This window comes from Actinokineospora lacus, from assembly GCF_053813445.1.
On sequence record NZ_JBQERA010000002.1, the window covers coordinates 89414 to 101665 of the forward strand.

12 protein-coding genes are annotated in these 12252 nt (G+C 66.9%); 5 read left to right on the forward strand and 7 right to left on the reverse strand.

Translation table 11 applies throughout. From position 1 onward, the window contains the following. Positions 1–247 precede the first annotated feature (247 nt). Complete coding sequence (locus ACTG9Q_RS04985) at positions 248–1099, forward strand: sterol desaturase family protein (protein ID WP_455571410.1); 852 nt, start codon at positions 248–250, stop codon at positions 1097–1099. Here ACTG9Q_RS04985 and ACTG9Q_RS04990 read toward each other — a convergent pair. From ACTG9Q_RS04990 to ACTG9Q_RS05000, 3 genes are all read right to left on the reverse strand, one after another. Then, positions 1060–1935 carry a hypothetical protein gene (locus ACTG9Q_RS04990; protein WP_455571411.1) on the reverse strand — a complete coding sequence of 292 codons (876 nt, stop codon included), beginning with the start codon at positions 1933–1935 and terminating at the stop codon, positions 1060–1062. The two genes, ACTG9Q_RS04985 and ACTG9Q_RS04990, sit on opposite strands and share 40 nt — an antisense overlap. A 249-nt stretch (positions 1936–2184) precedes the next feature. Beyond that, positions 2185–2403, reverse strand: a complete 219-nt coding sequence (locus ACTG9Q_RS04995) for a DUF397 domain-containing protein (protein ID WP_455571412.1) — start codon at positions 2401–2403, stop codon at positions 2185–2187. A 171-nt stretch (positions 2404–2574) separates the two neighbouring features. Further along, entirely contained in the window at positions 2575–3444 is an 870-nt protein-coding gene (locus ACTG9Q_RS05000; RefSeq protein WP_455571413.1) for a helix-turn-helix domain-containing protein, read from the reverse strand. A gap of 231 nt (positions 3445–3675) precedes the next feature. Here ACTG9Q_RS05000 and ACTG9Q_RS05005 point away from each other — a divergent pair, with 231 nt between their 5' ends. Next, on the forward strand, positions 3676–5265 hold the full coding sequence (locus tag ACTG9Q_RS05005; protein ID WP_455571414.1) for a hypothetical protein: 1590 nt from the start codon (positions 3676–3678) through the stop codon (positions 5263–5265). On the opposite strand, the gene ACTG9Q_RS05010 is transcribed toward ACTG9Q_RS05005, so the two are convergent. The 3 genes from ACTG9Q_RS05010 to ACTG9Q_RS05020 all read right to left on the reverse strand — a co-directional run bounded on the left by ACTG9Q_RS05010 (position 5262) and on the right by ACTG9Q_RS05020 (position 8951). After that, complete coding sequence (locus ACTG9Q_RS05010; RefSeq protein WP_455572015.1) at positions 5262–7388, reverse strand: ATP-binding protein; 2127 nt, start codon at positions 7386–7388, stop codon at positions 5262–5264. The two genes, ACTG9Q_RS05005 and ACTG9Q_RS05010, sit on opposite strands and share 4 nt — an antisense overlap. A gap of 362 nt (positions 7389–7750) precedes the next feature. Then, positions 7751–8458 (reverse strand): SMP-30/gluconolactonase/LRE family protein, encoded by a 708-nt coding sequence (locus ACTG9Q_RS05015; protein ID WP_455571415.1) that lies wholly within the window; start codon positions 8456–8458, stop codon positions 7751–7753. A 58-nt stretch (positions 8459–8516) separates the two neighbouring features. Next, the gene (locus ACTG9Q_RS05020; RefSeq protein WP_455571416.1) at positions 8517–8951 is read right to left on the reverse strand and encodes an HIT family protein; all 435 of its coding nucleotides are present in this window, start codon (positions 8949–8951) and stop codon (positions 8517–8519) included. A gap of 41 nt (positions 8952–8992) precedes the next feature. On the opposite strand from ACTG9Q_RS05020, the gene ACTG9Q_RS05025 reads away from it, so the two are divergent. The 3 genes from ACTG9Q_RS05025 to ACTG9Q_RS05035 all read left to right on the forward strand — a co-directional run bounded on the left by ACTG9Q_RS05025 (position 8993) and on the right by ACTG9Q_RS05035 (position 11561). Next, on the forward strand, positions 8993–9616 hold the full coding sequence (locus ACTG9Q_RS05025) for a TetR/AcrR family transcriptional regulator (protein ID WP_455571417.1): 624 nt from the start codon (positions 8993–8995) through the stop codon (positions 9614–9616). A gap of 276 nt (positions 9617–9892) precedes the next feature. Beyond that, positions 9893–11044: a trans-sulfuration enzyme family protein gene (locus ACTG9Q_RS05030; RefSeq protein ID WP_455571418.1), complete on the forward strand. Its 1152-nt coding sequence runs from the start codon at positions 9893–9895 to the stop codon at positions 11042–11044. A gap of 43 nt (positions 11045–11087) precedes the next feature. Continuing rightward, entirely contained in the window at positions 11088–11561 is a 474-nt protein-coding gene (locus ACTG9Q_RS05035; RefSeq protein ID WP_455571419.1) for an Lrp/AsnC family transcriptional regulator, read from the forward strand. A 62-nt stretch (positions 11562–11623) separates the two neighbouring features. Here the strand turns inward: ACTG9Q_RS05035 and ACTG9Q_RS05040 are convergent, their stop codons facing one another. After that, positions 11624–12244 (reverse strand): LPXTG cell wall anchor domain-containing protein, encoded by a 621-nt coding sequence (locus ACTG9Q_RS05040; protein ID WP_455571420.1) that lies wholly within the window; start codon positions 12242–12244, stop codon positions 11624–11626. Between the last annotated feature and the right edge of the window lie 8 nt (positions 12245–12252).

The following is a 12252-nucleotide window of genomic DNA, read 5'->3' on the forward strand; positions in this document are numbered from 1 at the left end:
TTAACAGTTGTTCTTGCCGAACCGGTTGCCGGAGGCGGCCACTTGCAGGGAACATGATGCTGGGCGGTGCCTCAGGCCGTGCAGGGTCGGCCGCGGGGACCACACCGCCCTTGTCTCACCGCAACGCGTTCGCGGCCGGGACACCGCGAACTGCGCCCTCGCACGGTGAGCGTCCGGGCCCCGGGGTCGGCTTCACGCCGGTCTCGGGGCCCTTTTCCTGGGTGGGGCTCTTGGTTACCGTTGGGTAATGGTCGACGCCCTGCTGCACCAACTCGCCGACCCCGTCGGCTACGCGGTCCCGGTCTTCCTGCTGTTCATCGGCCTGGAACTGCTGGCGATCCGCGTCGCCCGGTCGGAAGTGAAGGGTTATCACGCCCGCGACACCGCCACCAGCCTGTCCATGGGCGTGGGCAGCGTCGCCTTCGGCGCGCTGTTCCGGGCCGTGGCGCTGCTGCTGTACGCGGTCATCCACACCTACCTCGCGCCGTGGCACCTGCCCGCGGACGCCTGGTGGACCTGGGCGCTGCTGATCCTCGGCGTCGACTTCCTGTTCTACTGGTACCACCGCTTCGCCCACCGCGTGCGCATCGGCTGGGCCGCGCACCAGGCGCACCACTCCAGCGAGTACTTCAACTTCGGCACGGCGCTGCGCCAGAAGTGGAACCAGTGGTTCGAGGTGATCGCCTGGGTCCCGCTGCCGCTGCTGGGCTTCCCGCCGTGGGCGATCTACACCGCGTTCTCGGTGAACCTGATCTACCAGTTCTTCGTGCACACCGAGAAGGTCGACCGCCTGCACCCGTGGGTGGAGTACGTCCTCAACACCCCGTCGCACCACCGGGTCCACCACGGCAGCGACCCGGAGTACCTGGACCGCAACTACGCCGGAATCCTCATCATCTGGGACCGCCTGTTCGGCACGTTCGCCCCGGAGCGCCACCGGCCCACCTACGGCCTGACCACGCCGGTGGGGACGTACAACATCGTGCGGCTGCAGTTCCACGAGTACGCCGCGATCCTGCGCGACGTCCGCGGCGCCACCGGCTGGCGGGACCGCCTCGGCTACGTGTTCGGCCCGCCCGGCTGGTCGCCCCGGCGCTGATCGGTCTCCAGCTGCGGCACCGGCCCGTTGAGCCGGTCCAGCCGCTCGGCGTAGTGCGCGGCGATCTCGGTCCCGTGCGCGGCGGCGCTGAGCTGGGCGAAGGTCGGCAGCAGCTCGGCGGCCTCGCGGACCTGCTCGGGATGGCGCGCCAGCCACCACACCACGGCCTGGCCGGGGTCCCGCAGCACCTCCTCGGCGAGGTAGGCCCGCGCGGCCTGCTCCAGCTCGCGCTCGTGGTCGCGGATCTGCTTCTCCTTGCGCACGTCGGCCAGCCGCTTGAGCCGCTCGGCGTCCTCGGCGGCGACGCCGAGCCCGACGTCCTCGGCCCACACCATGACCTGCCCGCCGCGGTCGGGCACGTGCGCCCCCAGCTCGGCGGCCAGCCGCACGGCCACGGCCTCCGGCTCGGTCGGCGACCCCTGCACGGTGACCTGCCGCGCCCGCTCCAGGATCGCGTGCACGGCCAACCCGCGCGGGTTGGCGTGCTGGGGCAGCGGCCCGTTCGTCCGCCAGCAGACCGTGCAGGAGAGGACGAACCGGTAGTACGGCTCGGCGCTGTCGATCGGGATGGCGGGCACCTGGTGCTCCTCGCGCCGCGGCTCCGGCGGCGGCTCGGCGGTCTTGGCCTTGGCCCTGGCCACCTCGACCCGCAACTCCCGCTGCTCCCGCTGGAACGCGATCTGCCGCACCACGGCCACCGCCCCCGCCAACGACACCAGCAGGGCGAGCAGCGTCACCCAGTCCGGCACCTCCAGCACCAGCCGCACGACGAACGGCAGAACCAGCGCCCCGGCCACCACGGCCACGGGCGCCCACCAGCGAGCAGCCTCATCCACACTGCCCTGCGTACCCGCTGCCCGGCCGAACAGGTAGCCCCATCCGGGCGCATTCCCCAACAGGCCAGTGCCGCAGCTGGTGCAGCACCGAGGACGGGGATGTGACACTGGGTTGCGCGAATCAGCGGTCGGTGTGGGCGTTTACGAGCCCCAGGGGATCGTAACCACCGGCCGAGCGGCCGTCGTCGAGCGTGCTGGGCAGATGCGGCCCTGACGGGCGCCGATGGGGGACCGGGCAGCCGGATTTCGCTAAGATGGCCGGAATTTTCGAGTGAAGGTGTTCCAGCTTGAGGTGGGAATGTGGAGCCTGCCACCTTGATGGTCAAGGGAATCGCGTACCAAAATCTCATCCCTGTTCCAGGCGACCTCAATACAGTTGCCGCCGTTCCCGCCACTGGCTGAACTCTTGAACCAATTTAGATGCCCGATCGCACCGTAATTTGTGAAGCCACGGCTTTCCTGTGTCATCGATCCCTCCCCGAACGGGATATCGGTAGCCCAGGAGACGCGCACGCCTCATCGACTCTTGCTCCGCCGTACAGGACAGGTTAATGCCACAGTGACGCATGGTTCTAGCCGCCGTATGTAGTAGATCAACGAACAAGCCGGGTCAAGGTGACAGAAGCTGGACAACTTCGCCTAGGTGCTTGACGTCAAACCATTGATCATCTCGTCCAGGTTGCTCGCAGGCGCTGCCATCGACTCCAGGTCTATGAACATCTCCACGTACTCACTGGCCCTCTCGGGATCGTTCTTGATCAAGGTGTCGCTGAGTGAGCCCTGCAATGAGACGGTGTAGTCGACTTCGCCGCCAATCCCGGTCGGCACCTCAACGATCGTGAAGGAGCCGAGCATGGCCCGGTGGCTGCCCGCCGTGAACGGCACGACCTGAATGCTGACGTTGGGCTGCTTGTTGACCTCCTTGAGGTGGGTCAACTGCCCGCGCATCATCTCTGCGGTTCCGATCTGGCGGCGAAGGACCGCCTCATCGAGGATGAAGAAGAACTCTTGGCCGCGACTCGCGTCCAAGACTTCCTTGCGCTGCATTCGGACGTTGACATACTGCTCGATGGTTTCCTCGCTGTCCTGAAAGTTGTGAAGTGAGATCACCTTCCTCGCGTAGTCCTTCGTCTGGAGGAGTCCAGGCATGGTGGTGGCTTGGAACTGTCGGTTGCGGATGGCGACGGACTCCAGTTCCAGGTACTGGGTGAAACTGGCTTCCAGGATGTTCCGGTACTTGTCCCACCAGTGCTGCTGCTTGCCGAGGCGCGCGATGGCGATGAGTTCGTCGACTTTTCCAGGCTCGGTGATGCCGTAGAGCATCAATAGAGCCCTCAGGTCTGTAACTGAGACCTTCACGGCACCGTGTTCTACGCGGATCACCTTGGAAAGGCTCCAGTCCAGAGCTTCGGCCACCTGCTTTTGCGAGAAGTTCGCGTCGGTGCGAGCCTGTCGCAGCATGGCGCGCAGGCGTCGCTGCTGGGTGACTGGGTTGAGCTCTTGGGTCACGGTAGACATCTCCGATCATCGGATGTATATGGCAGTGTGACATGTGTCAGCATGACTGTAGCGCATTGACACTAGTCCTCTAGCCGTTACCATCTAGCTGGTAGCTGGCTGACAATGTAGACGGCTGGCGAGCCGCCGGGGGCGGGAGGGGCCATGGTCGCGAGCCGGGGCGCAGGGGGCGCGGATGTCGGTCGGCGCGCTGTTTTGGTCGTTGTTCGCACACCCACGGACTTGTCACGCCTGCTCGACGTGCTGCCTGCCATCAACCGAGATCCACGTATCGACCTGTTCTGGGTCATCAACGAGGGCTCGCTGTACGCCGTGGGCCTCACTTGGCACCTCGAGAGATTGGAGGTGGCGCTGCTCGGCTGGGCCGACGCCGTGAAACAGCGCTTCGACGTGGTGATCGCCGCTCACGCGGGACGTCCACTCCGGCAGTTGAACGGAGCGCGGTTCGTTCTGCAGCACGGCGTCGGCTTCAACCGCCTCCTGCCTGCGCGGACCGGTGACACGGTGACACCGGTCGGCATCTCATCCAGGGAACTCATGTTCGACGGCCAAGTGATCCCGGACTACATCGGAGTGTCCGATGAATGTCTCCTCGAGCAGTTGAAGAAGAGCTGCCCGCAGGCGCACCCGCGTGCGGTCGTGATCGGCGACCCCACCTGGGACCGTCTCATCTGCAACCGTGAGGCATGGCGGAGCCGCCTTCGCTCGGCACTGAAGGTGCACCCGGCTCAGCGCATCATCGCGGTCAGCTCGACCTGGAACGATGCCTCGCTTTGGGCTCAACAGAAGCGGGTGGTTGAGCGACTGCTCGCCAATCTCCCCGCCGACGAGTACCAAGTGATCTTGGTGCTACACCCGAATGTCTGGGCGCACCACAGCGGCTACAAGGTCCGTTGCCTGCTCGCCGACGCACATGAAGGCGGGTTGGTGACCATGGTTCCTTATTCCGACTGGCACGCGTCGGTCGTGTTGGGTGATCTCAATATCGGAGACCACGGAAGCACCTCGGTGTACTCTGCGGCTCTGGGGGCCCCGTTCTACCTGATGGGAAGCGGTGTCGACGAACTCGCACATGATTCGACCACATATGAGTTCGTCAACGCAGCCAACCGACTGGCCGTTCATGGTGACATTCGCCTCCAAGTGGAACGTGCTCTAGCGGAGGGCGCCGACGCCGACGTTGTCGCGATTGCCGGACGTCCACTGTTCCGCCATCAAGGGGAGTCGCTGCGCCTCTTGAACGAAAAGCTGTACGAGATCATGCGACTTCCGCAGCCGGAGTGCGCCCCGAAGCCCGCTCCGTACCGGCCTGAGATTATCGAGGCTCCCACGTGTAGAGCATTTCACGTTTTTGTCGATCTATGTCAGCGCCAGGGAGAAATCACCCTCGAACGGTTCCCTGCGGCGCTGTCAACTTACCGTTGGCCTCGCGGTGGTGGGGAATACTTGCTTGTCGTTGAGGACATCGAAGCTGATTCTGACCTGCTAAACAGCGCGGAAATCGTTGTGTCGACCTTTGCCACGAGTACGGCTTGGGCGCGTGAGCGGGTTGGCCGCATAATGGATTCCATGCTGTACTGCTCCTTGGCAGGCGCCGCGGTGGACGATGGCTGCGTTCTTCGTTGGCGCAAGGGCCTGACGTGGCACGTTAGAGCGACCTCTCTTGGCGGCGACGGTTTCCGCTGCCACCTATCGTTGGTGGCGGCCGCTGTGCACCAACGGCTCGCATCGGGCGAACCGAGCGCCGAGAAATTCACACTATTCGTCAACGTGGGGCGGGCCCGGATGGAGATCGCCGCTAGCCCGATTTAGCGGCTTCCGAGGGGCGGCGGTAAAGCTGTGTTCGTTTTACCTGTCATGGAATAAAGCGTGGACAGCCGTTCCGTGTATTTATTGGCCAGGCTGGCGTCGGCGAGCTTTTCGGCGACTGCGATGAGCATCTCCAGTGCCTGGATTTCTTTGGCCCACAAATGGCGCCGCCGCATCGTGTCGGCTGCTCGCTCCAGTACTTCACGGGCTTGGCTCACACGGCCTGACTTCAGGTGCGCGGCGCCCAAAACTATCAGCGCACGTGCCGCGGTCGTCTCGTCTCCGAGTTCGTCAGCGATGCTGAGCGTGCGCTCAAGCATCCGGGCCGCCTCATCCGAGTTCGCGCCGGTGTGGATCAAGGCGTCCGCCAAGTGATAGAGCTGTAGTGCGACACCACGCCGATCGTCGATGTTCTCGTTGATCTGGAGAGATCGGGTGAAAAGATCGGCTGCTTCGATGAACCTGCCCTGACGCAGGCGAACAACACCCTCGGATTCAAGTACCACTGCTCTTGCCCGCGGCTCGTCAGTCGACTCGGCCGCCTGTCGGGCATGAGCAAGCTCGTTCTCGGCTTCAGCGAACCGGGCCAGTTCGATGTACGCGCGTGCGAGTTGGTTGCGCATGCGTGCTTCGGCCACGCGGTTCGCCGCTCGCAGAGCCGCGCTGATGCCCAACCGGTGTACCTCGATCCAGTCCGCGTGATGCTTCCGACCGTGGTAAAAAGGCCAAAGAGCCTCGCACAGTCGCAAGACGACTTCGTCCCAATGGCATGCCGCCGCGATACGCGTCACGGCTATGAGATTGGCCCGCTCCGCTTCGTACCAACCCATCGCGGTAGAAGAGGTGAAGGGTGGCGATGCAGTGTGCAGGGTGGTAGGCCATGAGAGCCGCCACCGGTTCATGCCTGCCACTGCCACATCAGCGGCAGAAGCGCATGCGAGATACCAGAATGCGGTGCGGAGCAGGATGCTGTTCCTGTCCTCATGAACCAAGCCCTGTAGAGCGTATCCATGAGCGTGTATGCGGATCAGGTCATGGAAGCGATAGCGGTGTGTGCCCGTGCTTTCCACGAGGTTGGCCTCGAACAGCTGGTCCAGTGCTTCTATCGCGTCGCCTTCGGGAAGGGCAGCTGCGGCCGCTACTGCCCCGACGCTGAAATCCGGGCCATCGTGTAGGCCGAGACAGCGGTAGGTGAACTGGGCGGACTCCGGCAGTGAGTCGGCGACGGAGTCGAAGATGCGACTCATCCGGCGATCGCCCGCTGAAAGCCGCGTGAGACGACTCTCCTCTTTGGAGAGGTGGTCGGCAAGTGCTCTGGGTGACCACCGGTTCCGTTCGCTGAGGCGTGCCGCGGTGATCCGGATGGCAAGGGGCAGGCCACTGCAAAGGGTGAGAACGTCACTGAGGTCGTCGAAGCACAGCGAGTCGCGCAGTCGGTGGGGCACCATGCGCCGCAGCATGGTGTAGCTCTCACTATTAGTCAGGGGCGCGACGTCCACGAACTGGGCGTCGTCGAAGGCCAGGCCGCTCAGCCGGTTTTGACTGGTGACGATAACAGCGCTGCCGCCCGCTGCTGGTATGAGGGGGCGTACCTGCGCTGCCTGGTCCGCGTTGTCCACGAACACGAGTGTCGGGTTGGTCGAAGTCCGGCTGCGGAACAGGGCTGCCTGTTCGGTCAGTCGGGAAGGAATGAACTGCTCGTGCATGCCCAGTGCGATCAGGAAGCCTGCGAGAACTTCGCTCACAGCCACACCGCCTTGGCGGCGGTAATAAGATAGGTCTACGTGAAGTTGGCCGCCGGGAAATCGATGCTGGTTCATGTGTGCCCAATGCAGTCCAAGGGCAGTCTTGCCGACCCCGCTCATGCCGTTGATGACCACGATCACTGGAGGTGAGTCGCACGTCTGGCTCACAGCCAAGTCGTCGAGGAACCGCAGCTCGCGGTTGCGGTTGACAAAGTCGCGCGGCGCGGCGGGCAGTTGCCGGGGCAGGACATCCCCCCGTTGGGGGCAGGGCTGGACCGACATTATTACTGAATCGATACTGCCCGCTTGGACGATGTTGCCCTGGAAGTTGCCGCCTGTTGCGACCCGGTTGCTTGCCGGACCGGTTGGACTGGCCGTCATCGCACCCACACCCCCTGGGTGACTATCTGAATGTCCACTGTGCCGTATCGATGTGATCATGCCAGAAGTGCGCTGGCGACCGGTCGACGTGTGCTGGTCGAACACCCAGACGTGTTCTGGTGAACACGTGATTGTGGCACGACCCTTGCGCCGGTTGATCGTGAGATCTGCGCCTTCGTTACATGCTTCGGCGCCGTGCATGCGCGGTGAGTGATGAGCTTGGTTCCTGAATGCTCGCCTTCCTGCGCCAGGATCGGCGCGCCAGTCGACTTGCGTGTTGGAGTGAGGTACTCGCAATGGTTGGTCGTCGCCCCTGTCGGGGTCAACCGCCAGGCGGGCGTCGTCGACACGGGCGGTCACCGTCAGCTGCTGAAGCGGGGGGTGGGGTGGCCGCCGGTGCCGGTGTCGTAGGGGTGCAGGCCGGTGGGGGTGGTGACCAGGAGGGCGTCGGCGGTGAAGCAGCAGCCGGTGGGGGTCGGGGTGGGGATGGTGAGGCAGGTGGGGCCGACGCAGCGGATGCCCGCGGGGACCGCGGCCCAGAGCTGGCCGGTGTGGTCGACGGCCAGGGCGGTCGCCGGGTCGTCGGACAGGGGGGTGGGGGCGCCGAGCAGGCCGTTGGCGAGGTCGTACGGGTGGGCGTCGATGCCGGTGGGGGTCGCGCGGTAGGCGGTGGTGGCGTCGGGGTGCCAGGCCAGGGCCGTGGTCGGGCCCGCGGCGACGGCGCGGAGGCGGCCGGAGAGGTCGGCGCGGAGCAGGGCGTCGGGGGTGGCCAGCCAGAGGCGCCCGCCGGGGTCGCAGGACAGCAGGGTGGCCGGGGGCCAGGGGGTGGCGCTCTGGCGGCCGTCGCGGCGCAGCGCGATGACGCCGGTGGTGGTGGCGACGAGCCAGCCGGTGCGGGTGGGCAGGGCGCTGAGCGGGCGGGCGTCGAGGGCGTAGGCGGCGACGGGCCGGATGCCGCCCGCGTCCGCCCGGCCGACGCGCAGGCGGTCGGCGGCCGGGTCGAGCCAGCAGACCTCGGCGCCGCACCACACCGGGGCGCGGGCTGACCCGGCGAGCGCGGTCGTCGTCATGCGTACCCCCAAGTGGTCCAAACCAATCTGAGGCATCCGGGGGGTCGCGCGCAAGGGGTCAAAGGTCCGCAAGAGCGGCCCGGATGCGGGCGGCGTAGGCCTCCGCGGGGTGCTCGGCGTCGTACGGATGGCGCGGACCGAGCCAGAAGCGCAGCCCGTCCTTCCGATTGCGCGGGATGACATGCAAGTGCATGTGTGGAACTGACTGACTTACGACATTATTGAGCAATACCAACGAGCCGTCCGCGACAAGTGCCGATTCGATCGCGCGCTCCAGCAACTGAGCACGATGGAAGAAGTCGGTCACCCGTTCGGTGGGCAGGTCACTCATCCGGACCACATGGATTTTGGGAACCAGCAGCGTATGGCCTCGGAAGAGCGGCCGATGGTCCAGGAAGGCGATCATCCGATCATCCTCATAGACCACAGAAGCAGGAAGATCGCCGCCGATGATTCGGCAGAACGGGCAGCCTTCCGACACTTGTTTCGCCACCTGGCACTCCTATCCGAATCCACCTGGGCACAATGGTCCGCGTGACCGTTCCAGACACGCCCTACGAGGTCCGCCGGACACCCACCCAGTACCGCGCCAGCCGCCGCATCGAGCGAATCCTCGACGCGGCATCGCGGGTGGCGGCGGAAAAGGGCTTCTCGGGCACCACCACCGCGGACATCGCCAAGGCCGCCAAGGTGTCCATCGGCTCGGTCTACCGCTACTTCCCCGACAAGCTCGCGGTGATGAAAGCGGTGCACGGGCGCAACTCGGTGCGCTACCGCGAACTGGTGCGGGAAGCGACCAAGGACCTCGTGCTCGCCGAATGGCGCGAGGCCGTCGACCGCTCCTTCGCCATCTACGTCGACATGTGCCGCACCGACGACGGCTTCCGCGCGATCAGCAAGGCGGGATTGGCCGCCACCGAGCTCGACGAGACCGGCTGCCCGGACGACCCGCTGGCCGACACCCTCGCCGACCTGCTGGTCGACCGGTTCGGCTTCGCCGACACGGCCGAGCTGCGCACGGTGCTGTTGCAGTGCGTGACGCTCGGCGACGTGCTCACCCGGTTGGCCTTCCGGCTCGTCGACACCGGTCACCAGGACACCCTCGTCAAGACCCACCGCATCATCGTGGACCTGGTGGCCGAGCACGCGCCGGAATGAGGCGGGCGCGGCGGCGCCGCAGGGTTTGCCGAATCTGACGCCGCCGCACCCGGGTCATTTGTTCTCGCCGGCAACAAAAACGGTAGGAGTTCGACGCCCACCGCCGAAACCGCCGATCGGCCCAAACGAACCCCGTTCGCCGGGAGCGCTCCCGAGGGGCGTCCCGGCGAATCCGAGCCACCCATAACGCCCTGGTCAAGCGCGCGATTCCGCGTCCGGGCCGCCGTCGGCGCGCGCGGGTCATCCTGAGTTCTCCGACGACAACTGGAGACGCGGATGAGCCGGATCGCCACGCTCGCCGTCCACGCGGGCCGCGACGACCTCGCGGGCCTGGGCGTGCACGTGCCCCCGATCGACCTGTCCACCACCAACCCGGTGCCCGACGTGGCCTCGGGCGCGGCGGCCTACGACGCGCTGGCCTCCGGCGGGTTGCCCCCGGCGGACGGCGGCCTGGTCTACCAGCGGCTGTGGAACCCCACGGTGGCCCGCTTCGAGACCGCGCTCGCCCGGCTGGAGGACACCGACGAGGCCGTCGCGTTCTCCTCCGGGATGGCCGCCCTGACCGCCTGCCTGCTGGCCGCGACCGCCGAGGGCACCCCGCACGTGGTCGCTGTGCGCCCGCTGTACGGCGGCTCGGACCACCTGCTGGCGAGCGGGCTGCTCGGCACCCAGGTCACCTGGGCGACGGCCGACGAGGTCGCCGAGGCCGTCCGGCCCGACACCGGCCTCGTCCTCCTGGAGACGCCCGCGAACCCGACCCTGGAGCTGGTCGACATCGCCGCGGTGTGCGCGGCGGCCGGGCGGGTGCCGGTGATCGTCGACAACACCTTCGCGACCCCGGTGCTGCAGCGGCCCGTGGAGCACGGCGCCGCGCTGGTGCTCCACTCGGCGACCAAGTACCTGGGCGGGCATGGTGACGTGATCGGTGGTGTGGTCGCCACCACAGCGGACTGGGCCGCGCGGCTGCGCCGAGTGCGTGCCGTGACCGGGGGGCTGCTGCACCCGTTGGCCGCCTACCTGCTGCACCGGGGTCTGCAGACGCTGCCGGTGCGGGTTCGCGAGCAGCAGCGCTCCGCCGCGGCGCTCGCCGAGTGGCTGGCGGGGCACCCGCTGGTCGAGCAGGTGCACTACCCGTCCGGACCGCTGGTCGGGACCCAGATGTCCGGGCCGGGGGCCATGATCGCCTTCACGGTCGCGGGCGGCGCCGATGCCGCAGCCCGTACGGTGGAGCACGTGCGGCTGATCACACACGCGGTGTCCCTCGGGGGCGTGGACACCCTCATCCAGCACCCCGCCTCGCTCACCCACCGGCCCGTGGCCGAGACAGCCAAACCTGCGGCGGGGGTGTTGCGAATGTCGGTTGGCCTGGAAGATGAGCACGACCTTCGCGCAGACCTGGAGGCCTCACTGAAGGAAGCTCACCTCTGACGTAGATTCGGTCGGACGGGTCCGGGGGCGGAAAGAGAGCAGAATGGGCCAACCAGCCGAGCTCGATTCGATCGACATCGCCATCCTCCGGGAGCTGCAGCGGGACGCCCGCCTGCAGAACAAGGAGCTGGCCTCGATCGTGGGAGTCGCGCCGTCCACGGCGCTGGAGCGTGTCCGGTCGCTGCGCAGACGCGGGGTGCTGACCGGGTTCCACGCCACGGTCAGCCTCGCGGCGCTGGGCAGGCCGATCAGCGCGCTGTTATCCGTGCGGGTGCGCCCGCACAGGCAACGCGTCGTGGAGGCGTTCAAGACCTTCGTTCTCGATCAGCCCGAGACGGTGTCGCTGCTGCACGTGGCGGGCCCGGACGACTACCTGATCCAGGTGGCGGTGCCCGACACCACGCACCTGCAGCAGTTGCTGATCAGCAGGCTGCTGAGCAGGCCGGAGGTGGTCTCGGTCAACACCCTGCTGGTGTTCGAGGCGATCACCCAGCCGGTCCAGGCCCCGATCCAGTGAGACGAAAGCGGTCCCGCCCCCACCGGGGACGGGACCGCTTTTCAGCTCAGTCGTGACCGGGCTTAGTCCTGACGGGCCCGGCGGCGGACCAGGAACAGCGCCGCGGCGCCGCCGAGGAGCAGCAGGGAGCCCAGGGCCAGCGGCAGGGCGAGGCTGGCGCCGGTGTCGGCCAGTTCGTCCTCCGACGGCGGGGCGGTCGTCACCGGCGCGGACGGGGCCGGGGTCACGCTCGGCGCCACCTGCGTGGTGGTCACCTCGACCGTGGTGGTCGGGGCGACCGTCGTCGTGGTCTGCTCGGTCGTGGTGGTCGGCACGGTCGTGGTGGGGACCACGCACGCCGCGGTCTCCTTGGTCTTGGTGAACGACCAGCCGCGCTTGCCGGAGGCGTCGTCACCGGCCCCGACCACGATGGTGAAGGTGTGGGCGACCTCGGCGGACACGGTCCACTCGTCCTCGAAGCGGACGCCGAACTCGGCCTCCGCGAGCACGGTCTCGCCGTCGGTCACCTTGACGGTGTTGGTGACGTTGCCGCTGTATGCCTCCAGGCGCACCGACAGGACGGTGCCCTCGTCGGTGCACGCGGCGGTGATGTGCGGGGTGTGGGCGGCGGCTGTGCCCGCGAAGACGGTGGTGGCGGTGGCGGCGAGAGCGGCGGCCGCCAGCAGGTGGGTGAGCTTGCCCAAGACGGGCT

Coding starts and splice junctions, on each gene's coding strand:
- ACTG9Q_RS04985 (WP_455571410.1), top strand. CDS start 248: ATGGTCGACGCCCTGCTGCACCAACTCGCCGACCCCGTCGGCTACGCG.
- ACTG9Q_RS04995 (WP_455571412.1), bottom strand. CDS start 2,403: ATGACACAGGAAAGCCGTGGCTTCACAAATTACGGTGCGATCGGGCAT.
- ACTG9Q_RS05010 (WP_455572015.1), bottom strand. CDS start 7,388: ATGACGGCCAGTCCAACCGGTCCGGCAAGCAACCGGGTCGCAACAGGC.
- ACTG9Q_RS05015 (WP_455571415.1), bottom strand. CDS start 8,458: ATGACGACGACCGCGCTCGCCGGGTCAGCCCGCGCCCCGGTGTGGTGC.
- ACTG9Q_RS05030 (WP_455571418.1), top strand. CDS start 9,893: ATGAGCCGGATCGCCACGCTCGCCGTCCACGCGGGCCGCGACGACCTC.
- ACTG9Q_RS05035 (WP_455571419.1), top strand. CDS start 11,088: ATGGGCCAACCAGCCGAGCTCGATTCGATCGACATCGCCATCCTCCGG.